18 protein-coding genes are annotated in these 21,377 nt (G+C 40.8%); 14 read left to right on the top strand and 4 right to left on the bottom strand.

Annotated elements, in window-relative coordinates; translation table 11 throughout:
* Positions 1–147 precede the first annotated feature (147 nt).
* Positions 148–1,341, top strand: a complete 1,194-nt coding sequence (locus ABID56_RS08100) for a NupC/NupG family nucleoside CNT transporter (protein ID WP_354220122.1) — start codon at positions 148–150, stop codon at positions 1,339–1,341.
* 220 nt (positions 1,342–1,561) lie between these two features.
* On the opposite strand, the gene ABID56_RS08095 is transcribed toward ABID56_RS08100, so the two are convergent.
* Positions 1,562–2,920, bottom strand: a complete 1,359-nt coding sequence (locus ABID56_RS08095) for an MATE family efflux transporter (protein WP_354220121.1) — start codon at positions 2,918–2,920, stop codon at positions 1,562–1,564.
* Positions 2,921–3,014: 94 nt separating this feature from the next.
* On the opposite strand from ABID56_RS08095, the gene murG reads away from it, so the two are divergent.
* Positions 3,015–4,085, top strand: coding sequence for an undecaprenyldiphospho-muramoylpentapeptide beta-N-acetylglucosaminyltransferase (gene murG, locus ABID56_RS08090; RefSeq protein ID WP_354220120.1), 1,071 nt, complete (start codon positions 3,015–3,017; stop codon positions 4,083–4,085).
* 44 nt (positions 4,086–4,129) lie between these two features.
* Here murG and ABID56_RS08085 read toward each other — a convergent pair whose 3' ends face one another.
* Genes ABID56_RS08085 through ABID56_RS08075 form a run of 3 tightly spaced genes read right to left on the bottom strand, consistent with a single transcriptional unit; the run spans position 4,130 to position 7,885 of the window.
* Complete coding sequence (locus ABID56_RS08085) at positions 4,130–5,281, bottom strand: Ger(x)C family spore germination protein (protein WP_354220119.1); 1,152 nt, start codon at positions 5,279–5,281, stop codon at positions 4,130–4,132.
* Positions 5,271–6,380, bottom strand: coding sequence for a GerAB/ArcD/ProY family transporter (locus ABID56_RS08080; RefSeq protein WP_354220118.1), 1,110 nt, complete (start codon positions 6,378–6,380; stop codon positions 5,271–5,273). The genes ABID56_RS08085 and ABID56_RS08080 overlap by 11 nt, the downstream gene beginning before the upstream one ends.
* Positions 6,381–6,412: 32 nt before the next feature.
* Complete coding sequence (locus ABID56_RS08075; RefSeq protein ID WP_354220117.1) at positions 6,413–7,885, bottom strand: spore germination protein; 1,473 nt, start codon at positions 7,883–7,885, stop codon at positions 6,413–6,415.
* 95 nt (positions 7,886–7,980) lie between these two features.
* On the opposite strand from ABID56_RS08075, the gene ABID56_RS08070 reads away from it, so the two are divergent.
* From ABID56_RS08070 to ABID56_RS08015, 12 genes are all read left to right on the top strand, one after another.
* A complete protein-coding gene (locus ABID56_RS08070) occupies positions 7,981–8,991 on the top strand; it encodes a TIGR00341 family protein (RefSeq protein ID WP_354220116.1) in 1,011 nt (336 codons plus the stop codon).
* Between the two features lie 90 nt (positions 8,992–9,081).
* A complete protein-coding gene (locus ABID56_RS08065; protein WP_354220115.1) occupies positions 9,082–9,933 on the top strand; it encodes a S1 family peptidase in 852 nt (283 codons plus the stop codon).
* A 56-nt stretch (positions 9,934–9,989) separates the two neighbouring features.
* Complete coding sequence (gene sigI, locus ABID56_RS08060; protein ID WP_354220114.1) at positions 9,990–10,730, top strand: RNA polymerase sigma-I factor; 741 nt, start codon at positions 9,990–9,992, stop codon at positions 10,728–10,730.
* The gene (locus ABID56_RS08055; protein ID WP_354220113.1) at positions 10,727–12,262 is read left to right on the top strand and encodes an anti-sigma factor domain-containing protein; all 1,536 of its coding nucleotides are present in this window, start codon (positions 10,727–10,729) and stop codon (positions 12,260–12,262) included. The genes sigI and ABID56_RS08055 overlap by 4 nt, the downstream gene beginning before the upstream one ends.
* A 133-nt stretch (positions 12,263–12,395) precedes the next feature.
* Positions 12,396–13,832 carry a hypothetical protein gene (locus tag ABID56_RS08050; RefSeq protein ID WP_354220112.1) on the top strand — a complete coding sequence of 479 codons (1,437 nt, stop codon included), beginning with the start codon at positions 12,396–12,398 and terminating at the stop codon, positions 13,830–13,832.
* A 16-nt stretch (positions 13,833–13,848) separates the two neighbouring features.
* On the top strand, positions 13,849–15,021 hold the full coding sequence (locus tag ABID56_RS08045) for an ABC transporter permease (RefSeq protein WP_354220111.1): 1,173 nt from the start codon (positions 13,849–13,851) through the stop codon (positions 15,019–15,021).
* Positions 15,018–16,004 (top strand): ABC transporter permease, encoded by a 987-nt coding sequence (locus ABID56_RS08040; protein ID WP_354220110.1) that lies wholly within the window; start codon positions 15,018–15,020, stop codon positions 16,002–16,004. The genes ABID56_RS08045 and ABID56_RS08040 overlap by 4 nt, the downstream gene beginning before the upstream one ends.
* Before the next feature lie 9 nt (positions 16,005–16,013).
* A complete protein-coding gene (locus tag ABID56_RS08035; protein WP_354220109.1) occupies positions 16,014–16,709 on the top strand; it encodes an ABC transporter ATP-binding protein in 696 nt (231 codons plus the stop codon).
* A gap of 85 nt (positions 16,710–16,794) precedes the next feature.
* Complete coding sequence (locus tag ABID56_RS08030) at positions 16,795–17,397, top strand: YhcN/YlaJ family sporulation lipoprotein (RefSeq protein ID WP_354220108.1); 603 nt, start codon at positions 16,795–16,797, stop codon at positions 17,395–17,397.
* Positions 17,398–17,461: 64 nt separating this feature from the next.
* Positions 17,462–18,511, top strand: coding sequence for a SpoVR family protein (locus tag ABID56_RS08025; RefSeq protein WP_354220107.1), 1,050 nt, complete (start codon positions 17,462–17,464; stop codon positions 18,509–18,511).
* 184 nt (positions 18,512–18,695) lie between these two features.
* Entirely contained in the window at positions 18,696–20,483 is a 1,788-nt protein-coding gene (locus tag ABID56_RS08020) for a methyl-accepting chemotaxis protein (RefSeq protein WP_354220106.1), read from the top strand.
* A 75-nt stretch (positions 20,484–20,558) separates the two neighbouring features.
* The gene (locus tag ABID56_RS08015; protein WP_354220105.1) at positions 20,559–21,356 is read left to right on the top strand and encodes a cobalamin-binding protein; all 798 of its coding nucleotides are present in this window, start codon (positions 20,559–20,561) and stop codon (positions 21,354–21,356) included.
* Positions 21,357–21,377 lie beyond the last annotated feature (21 nt).

Here is a 21,377-nt window from a genome sequence, read left to right as displayed (position 1 = left end):
GACTAGAAATGATCGAAAAAACTGCCATGATGCAAAAAAACAAAAAATTTTACGAAATTCAGCTTCATATGATTGCGTTTTCATAAACTACTTGATAAAATGCAATAGCATAACTGTTAATCATTTATTTTTATAGGGGGAACAGAAATGGATATAATTTTAGGTTTGATAGCTATTTTAGCTGTCATCGGACTAGCTATGCTAATGTCCAACAATCGTGGTAAGATTCCATTCAAGGGAATCGGAATCATGATTCTATTGCAACTATTAGTTACATGGTTCATGTTCCAGACACAACTCGGTCAAGATATTATTACTCGTATTGCGTCAGTATTCAATAAGTTAATTGAATTTGGTACAGGCGGTGTGAACTTTGTACTTGGTGGTATTCAAGTAGGAGATAATGGCGTTTTCTTCTTTGATGTACTACTAATTATCGTTTTCTTTGCGACAATTTTGTCAGTATTAACGTATCTTAAAATACTACCTTTATTGATCAAATACTTAGGCGGTGCACTTTCATACTTAACAGGTCTACCGAAGATCGAATCATTTACAGCGGTAAACAGTATGTTCTTTGGACAGTCTGAAGCGTTAATCGCAGTTCAATCGCAGTTCCATCGTATTACAGAGAACCGTCTTTATATCGTATCGGCGTCTGCCATGGGCTCTGTATCAGCATCCATTATTGGTGCGTACATGGAAATGCTCCCACCAGAATATGTATTAGTAGCAATTCCGCTTAACATGTTCAGTGCACTGATCGTTGGTTCGATTATTGCACCTCCAGTTGTAGAGGACGAAGATGATGATGTTGATATTAATGATGTTAGTGAAGCTAAGAGCATATTTGAAGCCATGGCGAATGGTGCTTTAGATGGTGGTAAAATTGCCCTTATTGTTGCGACAATGTTAATCGCTTTCCTAGCATCGCTAGAATTAGTGAACTATATTGTTGGTGTAGTAATCCCTGTTGAAGGGGCATCACTAGAAGCAGGTTTAGGTTATCTATTACTACCACTAACATTCCTTATGGGTATTAATCCAAGTGAATTAGTTGATGCTGGTAGTATCATGGGTCTTAAGATTGTGACAAACGAATTCGTAGCAATGGATATGCTATCAGGAATGCAAGATCAGTTCACTGATAAGACAATGGGTATCGTATCTGTATTCCTTACAAGCTTTGCGAACTTCGGTTCAATTGGTATCATTGCCGGTACTGTTGCTGGTATTGATTCTGAAAAAGGTAAGACTGTCTCTCGTTTCGGTCTTAAACTATTAACAGGTGCGACTCTAGCATCAATCCTTTCAGCAACAATCGCTGGTTTATTCCTATAAACCTATCATTATTGAAAAGATCCATCTTCACGTAACGTGAAGATGGATCTTTTTTTGATTGAATTAAAATTGTTAGACATTCTCTCTGGATTGTCTAACAAATCTAAAGGACTATTTAACAGTCTCTGCAGAATGTTTAACAAACTCGAAGGAATGTTTAACAATTTTGATCAAATGTCTAACAATCTCAGAGGATTGTTAGACAATTAAGGTTTTGGAGCTATATTTGTTGTTTTTGGTCGTATCGTCTAATGATATAAAACAAGCGTCCAATTAAAATCATAGCACCGACTGCTAATCCAACAATCAGCCCGACCCAGTAGCCAAATGCATCGAGTGATGTCCATGCAGACATGGCAATTCCAGAAGGCAAACCAATAACCCAAAACGATATAAATGCGATGACTAACGTGACGTTTACATCTTTGTACCCGCGTAAGGCGCCTTGAATAGGTGTGCCAAAGCCATCAGATATTTGGAAAAACACCGCAAACACTAAAAACTGTTGCATTAACGTAATAACTTCAGGATGATCACTATAAAGCTGAGCGACTTCTTCTCGTAAGAAAAAGATAAAAGCACCACTGACAAGGGCAACCGTCAATCCAGAACTAATCCCGATTAAGCTATACTGTTTCGCATCTTGCATCCGTTTCCCGCCGACTTCGAAGCCGACTGCGATCGTTAAAGCCATTGCAATCGCTAATGGTAGCATATAAAAGATCGTCGCGTAATTCATTGCCGCTTGGTGGGCTGCGACGGTATACGTGTCATAACGACTAATCATCAAGGTGACAGCCGCAAAAATACTCGTTTCAAAAAAGATTGTCACGCCAATCGGAAGGCCGATTGTCAATTGTTCTCGCCACGCTTGAAGCGACGGCTTCCCCCACGTATGAAAAATGTAGTAGCGTCGAAAAGGCATGACGCGATGAATAATCATAACCGCGACAATGGACGAGATCATATAGGCTAGCGCTGAGGCGATTCCGGCGCCTATGCCACCTAACTCTGGTGCGCCGAGACGTCCGAATATGAACATGTAATTAAACAACGCATTGAGCGGTAGCGTCATTAATATAATAAGCATAGACGTTTTCGTTTGACCGAGTGCATCGATGAATGAGCGTAACAAATTGAATGAAAACAAGAAAATCATGCCATACCCTAAAGCTACTAAATAATATTTAGCGATATGACGAACATCTGGTTCTAAGGCAAGCAAATTAAGGATCGAATCTAAAAATAAGACACCAGCTATCAAAATCGTCACCGTAATCGCCGCCGCTAAATATAAGCCCTGTTTAACTTTATAAGGAATAAGGTCTTTCTCGCCTGCTCCTAACAATTGTGCTGTAATGGGTGAGATCGCAATGAGAATACCATTCGTCCCCGTTAAAACAGGCACCCATATTGACGAGCCAACAGCCACACCAGCTAAGTCTTCTGCTGATGCTTGACCGGCCATGACGGTATCAAACACATTCATAAAATAAATCCCGACTTGCGTGATTAAAATGGGAATCACAATGCGAATGAACAGTTTAATTTTGTCAGAAATTGATTGCGTCGGATACATTTTTGATCCCTTCCTATATTCGTTAGCGGTTATCTTTGCTAATATGTCATTATAGCGTAGATTGTCTGATATGAATAGAAAGGACGTTTGAACGATGAGTCAAAAGACGATTGTATTTACTGGAGGCGGAACAGCAGGGCATGTCGTCGTCAATTTAGCGATTATGCCTGAATTTATCCGCGAAGGGTTTGATGTTCATTATATTGGATCGTACGAAGGGATTGAACGTGATCTCGTTGATGGCATGGAAGGTGTTACGTATCACGGCATTGCCACAGGTAAATTACGCCGTTACATGTCCGTTGAAAATATGAAGGATCCATTTCGCGTGTTGAAAGGACTTGGCCAAGCGCGCCGTTTACTCAAACAGTTAAAACCTCGCGTCGTATTTTCGAAAGGTGGCTTTGTGTCAACGCCTGTCGTCATGGCGTCCCGTTTAACAGGTGTTCCATCCATTATTCACGAATCGGATTACACGCCAGGGTTAGCGAATAAAATTGCATCCAAATTCGCCCGCCATATTTTAACGACATTCCCAGAGACGAATCAGCATTTACCTGAGAAAAAAGTCGTGAATGTCGGTGCGATTGTACGGGAGGAATTGTTTGCGGGTGACTCAGAGCAAGCGTTAGCTATGACAGGGTTAAGCCGTGATAAACCGACTGTATTAGTGATGGGAGGCAGTGCAGGTGCTGCGAGTATTAATCAAGCCGTTCGTCAAGCACTTCCAGATTTGCTCAAACAGTATCACGTTATTCATTTATGCGGTAAGGAAAAACGCGACGACACCATCAATCAGCCGGGTTATGTCCAATATGAGTATGTTACCGATGAATTAAAAGATTTATTAGCGCTTGCTGATGTAGTCGTATCGCGTGCCGGTGCGAATGCGATCTTTGAATTTTTAGCGTTAAAAAAACCAATGCTCCTCATTCCATTGTCGAAACAAGCAAGTCGTGGTGATCAGTTATTGAATGCAGAATCGTTTAACAAACGCGGCTATGCGGATGTACTAGAAGATGAAGAAGTCGATGCCACATCTTTAACTGATGCGGTGAATCGTCTGTATGAGAATCGTGAAACATATCAGGAGTATATGGCATCCTATCAACCGCAGAAAACGAAAGATGACGTTATTGATATGATTAAACAAACGATGTTATAAACAGCTAGAGCGACCAAACACAAGACGTGATGGTCGCTCTAATGTTATTGCACAATGCCAAACCGTTTAATATCAATCGAAATATCGTAATTGACATCAATATTAGGATACAAGTCTTGCCATTTATCGCGTGTTAATTCTTCGCCACGTGTCTTGTTGTTATATTTCACCCCAAAGCCGAAGACGTCGCTACCTAGTTGCTTGGATTTACTAACAACTTCTATCAGTTCATTTTCCATTTTTTGAATTATTGCTTTCTCTAGTTGTTTTAATGGTTCTGGTTGGTCTAAGTTCATGCGGTGCGATTTTTCAATGATTCGCCCGTTTAATTTGACTGTTACATCATACGTCAACTTCTCAGGGTCACGTAGCTGAATGGATGTGTTACTTTCAAGTTTATCAATGACAACATACATGTTATCGCCACGATTGTCGCGATGATACTCTTGAATATAAGGTTCAAATGGTTCCAAATCAAATTCTAAATCGATACGCCCTGAATTGTACTTATCTCGCAGCAATCGAACGTAAAACACTTCGTCTAGTGAAAAACTACCAACATGCACATCCCCCTGCATAGCACCGATCTTGTCAACCGCTACCTTGTTGTTTTCAACAGACAGAACCGGAATGAGTGGTTCGCGACCAATATTAAAGTAAGACCGCATATATTCGTGAAAGGTACTACTCACTATTTCTTCATTTTGCACAGCTGTTTCGATTAAGCGGTTTAGGTAGACACCGACATTCGGCGCTTCTTCATAGTTCGAAGCAGACAAAATATCTTGGGCAGGAGTTTCTGACATTGTGACGTAAAGCATATCGGAGATCGCTGCGTTGCGTTCAATTGTGTCAAGATAAGGAAAAATCCCTTGTTCAGCAATGCTCGGTCCGAATAAAATCGTTTGTAGTTTTCCGTTTACGATTTTGTATCCTGATTTTTTATTGGCATTGGCTCGTACCATATCGAATGTCTTACCAGTGCTATGAATGATTTGTGATGCGTTTGTAATATCAGGGTTAAACTGATATAACACGGTTGTGCCTTCGAGTTCCTGTTGTTGGTTCAAATCAAACCCATACGCTGTCACAATTCCGAGTTTTTCAATGATGTTTTTGCTTTGTAAGCAACCTGTTAATAACGTTAGGACGATTAAGCACATAACCATCAAATGACGAGCACGTTTATTTTGCATGTTGTTTGGCTCCTTTCCGGCGATGATACATAGCAAACGGAACCATAAGGATTGGAAACACAAAACCGAAGAATAACCCGGCTTTGCCGACACAGTCTGTGAAGAAATTAACATAGTATCGATTATCAAAATGAAATTGACAAATAAATGCAATCAAACAGATGAGATAAAGGTAATATTTATTTTGCCCACCGAATATACGTTTCAAGCTAAAACTCGACATCCAAGCTAGTAAAATGAGGTTAGGTAAGACAATAACCATCCATAAAGCAACCGTAACGATATCGAAGCGTTCGAACATGGGATATGAAACGACTTTAATCATTGATAACAATGGCCAAATTTTTCCTTTTAACTGTTCACTACTATAAAAACCGATCGAAATCATCGTAATAAACATCATCATTAAGATTGTAAAAGCCATCGCCCATTGACTATAACGATGAACGTGTTGACGTCCACGAATAAATGGATATAATACCCAAATTAATTCAAAGCCAATAAGTGAGTACGAAGTCTTTAGTGCACCTTGTAACAGTTCTTGAGGTGATGATTCAAATACAGGAAAATAATTATCAAATTGAATCATCCCGATAGGTTGAATGAGAATGATGAGCATCCAAATGGCACCGAAAAAGAAAACGACACTAGCCCCAACAGCAACGCGTACACCACCTTGAACGGCATATAATACAAGAACAAGGAGGCAAGCCGCGATAAACCATGACGTCATATCAGGAAAAACAAAGACTTGCACAAACTCGACGTAATTAAGCATAATACTTAAAAACATCAACCAGATGTAGGCAATGAATAATAAGGTGAAAAGTTTTCCAAACCATTTTCCGAATGTTTGCGTTAAGATCCCGTGTAAGTCTTCGCTTTGAAAACTATTAAGCACATAAACGCTACAAGCAATAGCTATGTGTAGGGTAGCGGCTGCGATTAATATAGCTATCCAACTATCCCGTCCAACCTCGATAAATACAATACGAGGATATCCTGCGATACCGACGCCGATTTGCATCGTGTGTAAAACGATAACGAGATAGATCGCTTTAAGTTTTTGATGATTGGGCACATTAAGTTTTTCTTGCATAATAGCACCTTTAATCTGTCCTTAATCAATTTCTAACGTTTTGGTTTTGGAAAACGACGAATTTGTTTTGGACGGTTAGAGTAAGCACGTTTCGTACTCCATAAAAACGGAAGTCGAATAAATGAATTGTTGAAATCACGCGGTTGAAACGGGTATATCGGCACGAAATATGGGAAGTTGAGTGAACGTTGTTTCACAAGGTGAATCGCAATAAACGCAAAGCTAAATATGAGACCGATAAATCCCCAGAAACCCGCAAACAACATAAGCGGAAAACGTATAATACGAATCGCTGACCCCATCAAGTAGCTCGGTGTCGTAAAAGAAGCAAGAGCACTTAACGCGACAATGATGATGAGAATATTACTTGTGAACCCAGCTTGTACGACAGCTTGTCCAATGACTATACCGCCCACGATACCCATCGTTTGACCGACTTTCGTTGGCAAACGTGCTCCAGCCTCACGTATAAGTTCAATTAAAAATTCGAGTATGAGGGCTTCGAGTAATGGCGGAAACGGAACCCTCGTCCTCGAATGACCGAGTGATACGAGTAAGGCATCTGGTATAATCTCGTAATGATACGTTAATGCCGCAACATAAGTTGGTGTAAGTGTAATTGATAAGATCATGGCTATAATTCGCATTAAGCGGATAAATGCCCCCATATTCCAACGGGTATAAACATCTTCAGTCGTCTGAAAAAAACTAAAAAATGAAACGGGGGCGATAATCCCGGATGGGCTCTTGTCGACTAATAAGCCTACTCGTCCTTCTTTTAACGAATAACAAAACCGATCAGGTAACTCCGTCACAAGAAATTGCGGAAAAATAGAATACGAATTGTCTTCAATAAACTGTGTTAAAGCTGACGACTCCATGGCGTCATCGATCTTTAGTGAGTTTAAACGTGATCGCATTTCTTGAATCGCTTCATCATTGGCGATATCTGATAAATAGACGAGTCGCACTTCTGAAGGAATCGTATCACCGACAATAAATTTTTCGACTGCAAGCGTTGGCGTATCTAGCCGCTTGTGAATGAAATTCATATTCGTATCGATTGATTCAGAAAAAGAGATACGTGGACCGAATATGAGTGATTCTGTTTCGGCTTTTTCCGGTTTACGTTGATCGATTCTTGGTGCAGGTATTGCTAAACATGTTTGTGATTTTTCGGTATACAGGATAACGTAGCCTTCTAACATGGCAGATCCAATTTCGTTCAAAGTTTTTAGTTCAATAATATCGGTTACAGGGATCGAACTTTTGAGTGTGTCGTAGTCTAATTGTTTGGCTCCTTGTGCTTTCGAGATAATATTTGTTTGAACTTCTTTTTCAAGTACTAGATAATCCATATAAATTATAAGGAGCTTATCATGTTGTGTATTTACCGTTTTGGCAGCTACATCAGGTGACCCATTAAAGAATTGTTTTGTTACGTCTTGCTTTAAGTTGTCTAATTTGCACGGAAAATAAGTTGACTTACGAGTTCGACGTTTCATAATAGGCTCCCTTACGCAGAATTTGTCTTAGTATGTGATGGTTTGGTGAAAATATGTAAAGACTATCGATAAGACAAGTAAGGAGCGTGAATTAGATGGGGATGCAACTGATTGAAGTGTATATTCCGAAAACACAATACGACAATGTGACCCCAGCGTTAGAAGGGTTCAGCCAAGAAAGTGTGTGGAAAGCGTATGAATTAGAGGATCGTGTGTTAGTTCGAATCGTTGTAGAAGATGACGATGTGGAAGATATATTAGATTACTTAGAAGCGGTGTCGTCACTTGCGGATGGGTTTGAGACAATCTTGTTTCCAGTTAATACGTATTTGTCGAGACAAGCGATTCAAGAGCGTGATAATCCGAAAGAACAAGATGAACAGGAAGATGATGATCAAGGTAAATTGTTACGTGCGAGTCGACAAGAGTTGATGCACACGATTGAGAAAAAGAGCAAATTAACGCTCAATTACACGTTGTTGATTATTTTTTCGGCGATGGTGGCAACAGGTGGCTTTATTAATGATAGTGAAGCTGTTGTCATTGGTGCGATGGCGATTGCTCCGTTAATTGGCCCGGCTATTTCGGTGTCATTCGCAGCTGTACTAGGGGATGTGTTTAGGTTGTGGCGCGCTTTCTTAACGTTAGCCATAGGATTTGTCATGATTGTCTCGATTGCGGCGGCGTTTGGGTTTATGTTTGAGGAAGGGACAGAAACGACGCAGTATACGTCACGGACGATGGTGTCGTTTGCGGATATTGTAATTGCCTTAGCATCAGGTTCAGCGGGTGCTTTAGCGTTATTAAACCGCGTGTCGAGTGGGATGGTCGGTGTGATGGTTGCCGTTGCGCTACTGCCACCGACTGTCACGTTTGGTATTTCGATTGGACAGACGTTATGGATCGATACGTATTGGTCATTTCTACTCATCATGACGAATGTGACGTGTATTTTTTTGAGCGGTATTATTATTTTCTTTTTAAGCGGGATTCGTCCGATGAAATGGAAGGAAGAAGTGACGATTAATGTTTCACGGGTATTATCGTTTATTGTCGTTGCCGTTATATTCGTAACACTAGTCATTGTGCTATTATTAAGTATGTAATCATGTTGTAATCGGCTTGTTATACATGTTGTGTCGAATGTTTGGTATAATCCGAAACAGTTAGCCTTGCGTGCGGTCGGGTGACACGATATGCTAACAAGCAATACGCACGGTCAAACGAGGGATAGTATGCGAGACGATGATAAACGACTCGAAACAGAAGATGAAACGGATCTTTATGAAGATTTAGATGAGACAGATGTGAAAGATATTTTAGAAGACAATAAATATACGAAGCAACGTAAGGAGCCTGAAAAACGGAAACGACGTCCTTTTCCGAAGTGGTTGTTTTGGTTAATTGCGTTGTTCATGGTCATTAATGTTTTCGCGACGTTACCTGTTATGGTTTCAATACCTGCTATTGATTTTTTGAAAACGTCAGCGCAGTTGTTAACGGATGATGAAGTACAACAATACCGCGAATCCATTGCAACGATTGATGCAGGCAATAGTCGTGGAACAGGGTTTGCTTTTGCAAACGGCGAGAAAGTGTTAACGAATGATCATGTGATAGAAAACTATGAGCGACTTCATATTTATTTTAAAGAAGATGGGCCTTATGGTGCGACGGTCGATCGGCGTTATCCAGAGCTTGATTTAGCCGTGTTAGATCTACAGGATGAAACACGTCAAGACACACTTCCATTGGCGGATGAAACGACTTATTACGAAGGGGAGCCGTTTTATTTTATCGGTAGCCCACTCGGATTTAGCGGCATTGCCAATGAGGGAGAAATTATCGGCGAAACAACATCAAACAATGTGGAAACAGAAGTGCTAATGCTCGATGCGCCAATTTATAGCGGTAATAGTGGAAGCCCAGTCATCAATACGTCAGGAGAAGTCGTCGCGGTCATTTTTGCGACGAGAGATGATGATGAGCGTGGTCGGATTGGACTGGCGATTCCGATCGATGCGTTTCATGAGGAAAATCGCCAATAATACCCATAAATGAGTTAACTAAAACGAAAATATATAATAGTTGGGGGTGATGAGGGGTGTTACAACGTCTCAAAAAGACAGAAGACGTTCCCCTCGAAGAACAGGTGTTAGCCGTTCAGCAAGGGGATGATGAAACCCGTCATCATCTGTTATCGAGTTATCAACCGTTTATCGCAAAAGCTGTATCGAATGTTTGTAAACGTTATATTAATCCTGAACAAGACGATGAATTTAGTATTGGCCTTATGGCTTTTAACGATGCAATTGATTCGTATTCAAAGGATAAAGGTAGTAGTTTTTTAACATTTGCTAAACTCGTTATTTCGCGAAAAGTGATTGATTACATTCGAAAAGAAGCGGATGATGTAACAACGATGTCTTTGGACCAGTCGGAGGATGAGGACGAACCATCGACAACTGAATGGCGTGTATCGCAAGTGTCTAAAGACGAATACGCCAAAGCACAAGACAATTGGTATCGCCAAATTGAAATCGAGGAGTATAACGACCGATTAAAGGATTTTAAATTATCGTTTGCCGAATTAGCAACCATCTCACCGAAGCACGAAGATGCAAGGCAATCGGCTCAAGACGTCGCGCAATACGTGTATCAAGATGACGCGCTACGTGAATATGTTTTAGATAAGAAGCGTTTACCGATTAAACAGATTGAACCCCATGTCAATGTGAGCAAAAAAACGATCGAGCGAAATCGTAAATACATTTTGGCTGTCTTTGTGCTTTTGGTAGAGGATTTCGAATACTTAAAAGAATACGTTAAGGGGGTGAGTGAATGAAGGGGATTGTCGTAGAACATAAAAAACGTTACGCCGTTGTGATGACAGCTGATGGTGGTTTTTATAAAACGACGATTGACAGAACACATGATATTGGTGAAGAAGTTCAGTTTACACCGCTTGAAGAAAAAGTAGGTTTAATGTCGAAGTTGCGCTCGTTAACGTTATCCCCCCAATGGAAAGTGGCCGCCGCGATTATGCTAAGTTTAGCTATTATTTATCCGTTATTATCGTGGACCAATCAATCACCTGACACTTATGCTTACATCAATGTCGATATTAACCCGAGTGTATCGTTTGAAGTCGATGAATCGTATGACGTTATTAAGGCAAAACCGTTAAATGACGATGGTGAAGCGGTTCTAACTGAATTAGGTGATGTTGAAGGGCAATCACTACAAGAAATATCATCTCAGGTTATTACGACGAGTCGTGATTTAGGCTATTTGGAGTCTGAACGAGATATTTTGTTCGGTGTTAGTTATGCGAATGACATGAGTGGTGAAGACGATTCATATTTACAATCATTTTCCAACGATTTGCAAAATCAATTTCAAGACGAATATGAATTAACACTATTTGAAGTCCCACAAGATATTCGCGAACAGGCGGAAGAAGAGGGAACATCTATGAATGTTCTTTACGCGTCTAATCAAGTGCTTGATCAAAACGAAGCGAATGATCGAGATGATGATAATCGTGACGATGATCAAGAAACAGATAATACTGATTCGACTGACGTGTCTAATCAATCAGAAGACGGGTCGAACGATAGTGATGCGGGAACGAATGATTCAAGTGACGAATCAAACGAATCCAATCGTCAAATAGAACAAGTGTTGTCACGCTTCTTAGAACGAATGGACCGTGACGATTTACCACAGGGACTTCGTGATAAGTTAGATGAAGTTGATATAGAAGATGACCGAGATGAGGATGATGAACGTGAAACAGAACGAGATCGAGATGATCATCCTGTGTTCGGTGAAGACGGACCACCTGGACAGCGTGATGACGATAATGATCAAAGAGAAGACGATCGAGATGATCACCCTGTGTTTGGCGAAGATGGCCCGCCTGGACAGCAAAAAGATGAGAATGATGATGACCAAGATGAAGATGATACCCGTGACGACCGAGATGGTGAACAAGAAGACGATCGAGACGATCACCCTGTCTTTGGTGAAGACGGTCCACCGGGAAAGCAGGAAAACGATGAGCGAGAAGAAGAGGAAAGCGACCAGGATGATGAGCGAAACGACGATCGTGAGCAAGCTGATGAACGTGAACAACGCGAAGAAGACGACCGAGATGATGAAAAAGATGATCATCCGGTCTTTGGCGAAGATGGCCCACCTGGCAAGCAGAAACAAGAAGACAGTTCTGATGAGGACGATGAATCAAATCGAAATCGTCAAAACAATGACGAAGAAGATAGCGATGATCAACCCGAACGTGATGAACGCGATGAAAGAAACGAAGATGACGGAGAACGTGAGCGAGACAACGATTGGGACGAAGATGATGACTAAGCAGTACGCCAATTAGGTGTACTGCTTTTTTTAATGCAAGATATTAATCATCTTAATCTTTCTTATCTTAACGGGTGTCAGAAAACATAGTATAATAAAACCATTCTATTACGTAAGGACGGATGGTTGCCCTATGAAGCAGTGGTTCAATCGGTTAGTTTGGAATCGCGTTTGGAAACGAATCGTCTGGATAATTATCTTGCTTATCATTATATCAGTATCAGCCATAGTCATTTGGGTTAATCAGCATCCACTCACAGATTATATTCAAGCTGAACAAGAAACGATCGATCAAATGCGGGACCATTTGACGATAGAACAACCAGACAAAACATACATCCAAGATCAATTAATATCGGCGCCATCGATTTCTGATTTATCGATTAATGTTGTGGGTCGTAGCGATTCAGACGCATACGATCGGTTGACAAGCGTTTTAATGTCGACTCATTTAAATGCCGAACGGTCAATGAATCCTGAAAAAGCGCATGCATTATATGATTTTAATTTATCAACAGCAAACATTGGTTGGTTGAACGGTCGCTTGTATCAGAACGATGATGAAACGTTGGTCGCCATTCGTGATTGGATGAACGATACGGTTGGTTTTGATCATGAAGAACTGTCCTTTGTGCCGACATTTTATAGCCATAATCGCAGCCGGCAACTTGATCTTGGTGATAATGTATGGCAAACGGCTCAAACATTTTTGAACCATTTACGCGAATTGGACATTGACCGAGAGTCTTTGACTGACACAGAAGACAAGATCACGATTTTAGTTGACCGAGCGCAAGCAAATGAATGGTGGTTAAATATATTAGAGTATTTAAAAACAGAAGAGCTTTTGTCAAACGAACAGGTGATGCACTGGGAAAACATGCATGTTGCAAAAGCAATTAATTATGAAGCGACATATCAAGATTCAGAAGTTCACGAGAGAACGTGGTCAACGACTGTGAGCGATGAGATGTCGTCGTGGGATATTGAACTTAATATGAAGACAGGTGATCGTGAAGATGAACTAACCATGGAAAGTCGATTGTTAGTGACGTCTGATGCGGGTGATACGGTTCTAGATGCTCGTTTCGATAGCGTAGCTCAGAAGTCGCCGACTGAAGATATTGAGACAACACAATCGCTCATTGTGGAATATCCTGACTGGGATTTTGCTGACGGGGTTCGTGTGAATTGGGGAAGGCAAGCAACGGCAACGGAAGATGAGTTCGACTTCGATATCGCAATTGCGAATGAAGCAATCACAAGGCCGTTAAGCGGCACCATTCACGAACGATATAGTTCATCGGAAGGTGAAGCAGCGCATGATACGACCATTGTGTTAAACGTAGAAGATGAGTCGGTATTTGATCTTGATATACCATTAAACGAGTGGGAGGTAACGGTTGAACGTGAGCACGAATTTGATGCTGAAGCCTCAGTGCAACCGATTGAACGTTCAGATGTCGTATGGTATGATTCGTTGCTACTTGAAAAGTGGCAACAGCAACTAGAATCGATTGAGCAAAACCCGAATGACTGGCTTGAAGAGCAATTTGAATGGCCGTTTTAGAAAGGAGGAGGCGTGAATGATCGGACCGTACTATACGTTAGAGTTGAAACGTTTGCTAAGAGCGCCTTTTTTATTGCTTGCGGTTGTATTATTCCCCGTTCTTTTACTATCAATTGTTGGATTAGTCATCTTTCAATCGATGCAGTCTGAACTCGAACATGTGGAACTTGTCGTCATTGATGATGATCAAACGTTTGAAACGAATGCATTGATCGAACAATTAGCAGGCGATGAGACATTGAACGACGTGATCACATTCCAAAAGAAACAAGGGTCAGTCAATGATTATCGAGAACAAGAACAGATTGCAGGTATTATTCATATACCAGACGGTTTTACCGCACAATTGCGGCAAGGTCATAATGAACCCATTGGTGTGTACTTAAACGAATCACAACCATTTGCCTCTCAATTAGCGAGGCTTTTGCTACAAAGTGGACAAGGGTATATTACAGCAGCCCAAAGTGGTGTTAACACAGTCGTTCATTTTCAGGAGGACCAGCTAACAAATGACGAACGATCTCAATTAGTACAAGATATGACGCTTCACTTTACGTGGTTAGCATTAGGGCGTAACCAGTTGTTTGACCAACAATCTTTGACAGATGTCAAGTCGTTATCATGGTTTGAACAAGGTTATGTCGCAGGTGTGTCCTTGTTATTAGTGAGTACTTATTTTTTGTTTATACTATTATTTAAACCTGTTACGCCTCATGGGATAGAGGAACGATTACGGACATTAAAATTTACTCGCTTCAAACAAATTGTCGGAGAAGGTTTATTACATAGTACATTTTTGTTGAGCTACGTCTTCATGATAGCCATTTTATCGATCATTTGGTTAGACGTTCACGTTGTTTCGCTTTTCATTCAGTGGATGTTAGTCGCTGTCATGTTCATCGTGATTAACTTGCTGATGAACAATCTATTTAGGACATTCAGCCTTAAACTTATGTTTACAGCTGTCGTGACGCTTAATTGGCTGTTCGTAAGCGGTGCTCTACTCCCGGTTGCGTTTATTCCAGATTATCTGTCGGTGTCTTGGCTTCAAGCTGTGCAAAGCGGATTCTACGATATAATCCAAGCAAAATCTGTACCGCTTGTTTCGTGGTTGCAAGTGGTCGTTGCCATCATGTTATTAGTCGGCCTGCTTTCACTTATCATTCGGCAAAGGAGTGAATCGTCATGAGCGTGTGGAAGGCGATATTGACGCGGCGGTCGACGGTTATAACAATCCTCATCCTTCCGCTTTTATTAGCTATTATCGTTTTGTTAGCTAAGCAAACGACGGACGATATCGATGTTGCAATTGATATCGTCGACCCGTATGATCAGCCTGTCATAGCGGATTTAGTAGAACGATTAAACGAACGAGCTATTTTCGCTATAGAATTGCGCGATGAACGCGACTTAGAACGATTAGAACGCGGTGAAGTCGAAGCGGTCTTTGTCGCAGCTGATAATGTAAACGAACGGATAGAGCAAGGAGACATAAATAACATTTGGACGTGGTATCAACATGACAACAGTGTCGTGGATGGTTTATTTAAAGAATATATGGCATCAGACATGATGGAAAGGATCACGCGTGCTGAAGCGGCAAATATCGTAACACGTGACACGAATGATACGAATTGGGACGATGTTTACGATTACGGGGAACAATTTTTCGAACCAACACCATTGTTTCAAATGGATTTCGCACAATATACGTCGGGGATGATGAAGCGCGAATCTGCTAGTCAGTGGCCAGTTGTGCTGATGTGGGGATATAGTTGGTTTGTCATTATATTTATGGCGACATGGTTATATGAATGGCGCGACAATGACGTGACTAAACGTTTATCACTTTACCAGTTTGGACTATGGCGGTTGCATTCAGCTTGGTTATCATTAGTTGTCGCATTAGTAACGGTATATTTAATGGGATTTTTGACGATGCAAATAGCGATTGGTGAATCGTTCGAATGGCAAGGTATAAGCTTCATATCGTTAGTGTCTATCATGATTTTATGGCTCTTATCATTTGTCATTCGATCGCGTATGTCGTATGTCGCTGTTACGACGTTGTATGGCTTAACGGCGGTTATGGTGGTCTTGCTGGTTGAATGGCAATGGTTAAGTGATACAGTATGGCATTATATTTGGCTCCCATACTGGTTAATCAATTGAGGTGAAACGATGTTTGATTTAAACAATGTACACTATAAACAGAAGCGCAAGGTGGTTATCCAAAACGTATCTGCTCACGTGAGGCGCGGTGACAGTATTAGCTTGTTTGGACCGAATGGAGCCGGTAAATCAACGCTCATGCAAATCATGGCAGGGCTTAAACAACCGACATCGGGGACGTGCGAACAAAATGAAGCAACCGATCGTGCAGTTGGCTACGTTCCGCAACAGCTTGCCTTATTTGATAATATGACTGTTGGTGAGCATATCACGTTTTATCAAAAGATGACGAAACAACGTGACGATGCCTATATTAACGAGATGTTAGAGGTTTTAGCATTGTCTGACCAATGGCATGTTAAATCACAAGCGTTAAGCGGTGGTATGGCGCGGAAACTAAATTTAGCGATCGGTCTGGTTCACGAACCACATGTCGTTTTGTTAGACGAAGCATTTGTAGGGGTCGATTTAGCAACGAAGCATGATATGTTGCAATGGTTAAAACGACTGAATGACAATGGGACAACGATCGTGTTTATTACACATGATTGGCACGTTATTTATCACTTAGCGACGCAAATGTGGTTGCTTGATCGTGGTCAGCTCATCGATACGTTTTCCTTACGTGACCTTGACCAAAAAGAAGCTGAATGGGCGTCTCAGTCTGATTCTGCTTTAACGAAAATGTTTGCATTGCGCCATTAACAACAAATGGCAATGTCCTGTCGGCATAATATGGGTCTGTCTTTTCCATACTACGGTTGAACGAAATGGAAAGGAGGCTTATGTTATGCAACGATTATTAGTATTAAGTTTTGCGTTACTTGTGCTTGTGTTAGCAGCCTGCCAACCGAATGATGAGAGCGGTATGATGGGGGATAATCCACAAGGTGATTATCAAGAAACGCGACAGGATCAAAACATGAATCGAAATCAAGGTAATGATCCAATGAATGTGAATGACCGTGATAACAACATGACGCGTCAGGCGGAAAATTTGAACCAAAACAACCGTAATCAGGATCAAATGAATCGTCAAAATCAAGAGCAAAACCGTTATGATGTCGCTGGTGAAGCGGCGGATGAAGTCGCGAGACAAGTGGATGACATTGATGAGGCATATGTCATGACGGGTGATAATAATGCATATGTTGCGGTTGTCATGAATAATGATAGTAATACGAACGTAAGTGATGACGTGAAAAAGGAAGTATCACGTGTCGTTCAATCGACGAAGCCAGATTTAGATAATGTGTATGTATCAGCGAACCCTGATTTCTTTGATATGGTAAATTCTTATACTGAACGAGCGAGTGAAGGCGATCCAATTGATGGGTTTTTCGAAGAATTTAATGGCATGTTAGATCGTGTGTTTCCTGACTTAGAGCGTTAAAAGGACAACGAGATGGAGCGATATGTATTGCTCCATCTTTTTTGTGCCTAAAAAAGGAGAGGTGATGAAAACCATTTATCATGAGTTGGTGCAAGGTGCGAGGAATATAGGGTTAAAGCCAGAATCGTTCGGGGTTGAATTAGTATCATTAAAAGTGTTGAAGCAGTTGCAACAACATGGATATCGTAGGCGATTTGTCGAATTTAAGCCTCGAGACATAAATGGTACGGTACTAGAACTATTTGATGTGCTCGATCGAGTCGTCTATATTCGAAACGATGTGCCACGATCATTACAAACGTTTATGATGGCTCACTGTGTTGCTCATGCTGATTTTTTGGTAAGAAATCATGAATTAAAGAGAGCCGTTCACCGATTCCGCCGACAATTCACAGCACTACGATCACAGTACGAATGGGCTAAAAGACAGTCGACTAACCATTTTCAGACATATGTCAGTAAGTTAGAGGAATTATTTTCGAATGTGTTGTTTCGACGATGCGACATGGATTGGCTCATGGATCATGTCATTCGGTCACGGACAGACACTTTGCTTTGGCAAGTCATGCACAATGAGGCGCAATATTTTGAAGCGATAGGCAAGACGTCATTAATGAATGAAGGGTGGGCCATGTGGCAACAAAATCAAATATTAAACAAAAGTGGGCTTATCAGTCAGGCGTTTGGTCGCTGGTCGGAATTGTTATGTGAGCCTACCTCTGCAGGGATTAATGTTTATCGCTTAGGATTACGTTTGTGGACAGAAGCAACAGACCCTTTTTATATCTGTCAAATGTATGATGATCAAACATTTATCGGTAAACTATTTTCGAAGGAGATACATGATGAAGAAGTCATTAGTTTAGTGCATCATCAATCAAGTCAAGTGACTCGTGATTTTGAAACGGTTAAACAGCAGCTACAATACACCGCGGTGTATTCCGGGAAATTACCGATTTATCTAGATACTTCTTTAACGAAACAGACAGGAGACGTGACCTTTCGCTATCCATTTAATCGTTACGAACAAAACAGAGTTAAGAACGTACGGTCATTATTGGAATCGTGTTTAGGTCAACGAGTGATGATCAAGCCGAGTCATTCGCGATTATGAGACTAAAAACACGTATAAAAGGTCACATTTTTAATGAAATTTATGTTGATGATACGTTGCCAAGTCCTTTTGCCTATGCTAATCTAAAATAAGTGTCAAGATGTTTGAAAATTCATCAAACATTGAACTTTAGGACTTATCATATTAGAAAATCGACATAGACACACATAAGGGGGATTAGGCTTTGGGAAAGTGGCAACTATGGCGTTCAAAAATACCGAATCGTAAACGTAATAGTAGCAAGTTGTCTAATGAACGTGAAACAGTACATAACACAAAAGGGTTTAAAAACCTATCGATTGGTAAGAAATACGGAATTGTCTTTTTTATTACCTTATTACTTTTCACCATTGCATCAGGATTAGTGTTTATGCAAGCGTATTTTTCGGATCAAACGATTAACGAGCAAGTTGAATTGAGTGAAGAAGCAATCGAGGTAGGGGAAATGGCTTCGTTATTACGTGGTAAGGACATTCGAATTGGGGATTATGTTTTACTTAAAACGAATGGTTATCTGAACGAATATCGAACGATGAATGAAGAGTTTGTCAGTATCGCGAATGATATAAGAGGGAATTTAACGAGTGAGCAAACAAGCTTGTTAGATAATATCTTAGCGAATAATGAAGAGATTACGACGATTGTGGAAGAAGAAATTGTTTATGCGATCGGCGAGCGTGACGAACAAGACGCGATTTCAGGTCGTTCAAAAGTTGCATCCATTCGCGGTGAGACGACGGAAATGATGGAACAATTGCGCAGTATGGTTGTAGAAGATTTTAATGAATCAGCAGTGGATACGCGATCAGCTATGTTAGAGATCCAAACATATTTAGTCGTCAGTATCATTATTGCGATTGTGCTAGCATCCGCGATGTTATGGTTTATTAGTCGGAATGTTAATAAGAGTATTCATTCTGTTGTCGAAGTGGCAGATCAAATATCTGAAGGAGATTTATCCGTTGACGACGTTCAGTACCAAGGGAAAGATGAGTTAGGCCGATTAGCAACCTCTATTAACACGATGAAAGCGAATTTGCGTCGCATTATATCGAGCGTGTCGTCTGCTTCAGATTCTGTCACGAGTCAAGGTGAGTTAATGAGTGAATCAGCGCGTGAAGTGAATGATGGCAGTCAACAAATCGCCTCTACGATGCAGGAGCTATCATCAGGCACAGAAACACAAGCGCAAAGTGCCTCGTCTTTATCTGAAACGATGGAGCAACTTGTCAATAAAGTGCAAACATCATATGATGGCAGTCAAAATGCAGCACAATCATCTGTAGAAGTATTAGAAATGACGCAAGAAGGTCGCAGCTTAATGAATGATTCAGTAACGCAAATGAATCAAATTCATGCAATTGTCGAAGATGCGGTAGAAAAAGTAAAAGGGTTGGATCGTCAATCGAACGAAATTTCGAAACTTGTCCAAGTGATTCGAGATATTGCCGATCAAACGAACTTACTCGCTTTAAACGCAGCTATTGAAGCGGCTCGGGCGGGTGAGCACGGTAAAGGTTTCGCGGTCGTCGCAGATGAAGTACGGAAACTAGCTGAACAAGTTAGCAATTCCGTCGGCGATATTACAGGGATTGTCGGTTCCATTCAAACCGAATCGAAACAAGTAACACAATCGCTTGAAAATGGATACCATGAAGTTGAACAAGGGTCAGAGCAAATTAAGCATACGGAACAAACGTTTATTCAAATTAATGACGCGATTAACGACGTCGTTGGTAAAATTCAAGAAATAACATCAAACTTAAAAGATGTATTAAATGATAGTCAAGACATGAATAAATCGGTAGAAGAAATTGCGTCGATTTCTGAAGAGTCGGCAGCTGGTGTTGAAGAAGCAGCGTCGTCTGTTGAAGAAACGAACGCATCAATGGAAGAAATCTCACGTGCGGCCGAGGATTTAACGAAACTAGCAGAAGACTTAAATAGTCAAGTACAACAATTCAAGCTATAATAAAAGGAGGGGCTGTTAACAAGCAGCCTCTCCTTTATCACTATCAAAAGAACGATAGATTGGCGAGGTGCTAACATGCGTGTTGTCTCGATTTGTCCTAGCAATACAGAGATTCTAGCTTATTTAGACGCTGTAGATTTATTAGTAGGCGTCGATGATGATAGCGATTGGCCGAAAGAGGTTAATGATTTGCCACGAGTCGGTCGTGATTTGAATATTGACATTGAAGCCGTAGAAGCATTACAACCTGATCTCGTTTTAGCGTCATTAAGTGTTCCGGGAATGGAACGTAATATTGACGCGTTAAATCAGGCAAACATTCCGTATATTATTTTGGATCCTAATTCACTCGATGAAATTGCGCAAGATATCCTCACAGTCGGTGAGCATATCGGAAAAGAGACGAAAGCAGACGACGTTTACCGACAATTTCATGCGACATTAGAGGAATATCGGAACATTTCCCGGGAAATACCACAACCGAAAACCTTATATTGGGAATGGTGGCCTAAGCCCTTATTCACGCCTGGTGGCTGGAATTGGCTATCTTACATAAGTGAGCTTGCGGGTGGTCGTAACGTATTTGCTGACTATGACCAAGCTAGTGTGCAAGTCGAATGGGAAGATGTTTTAGCTAAAAATCCTGATATTATTTGTATGGTGTGGGTAGGGGTTCAAGAGAAAAAGATGAATCCTGAGATTATTAAAAAACGCGAACGGAGCGAATCAATAACAGCTATTGAACAAGATTTAATTTTTGTTTTGGAAGAGTATTTATATTGTAGACCTTCGCCTAGATTGATCGAAGGGTTGCAAAAAATAGCTTATTTACTTCATCCTGATTATTATCCAGAGCCAAAATCATGGCGTTAAGATAGAGAAAGAAGGGACTAA

It is taken from the genome of Alkalibacillus flavidus (assembly GCF_040545925.1).
Classification (GTDB): domain Bacteria; phylum Bacillota; class Bacilli; order Bacillales; family Alkalibacillaceae; genus Alkalibacillus; species Alkalibacillus flavidus.
Note: the sequence above shows the minus strand (reverse complement) of the source record. Positions and strands in the feature narration are given on the sequence as shown.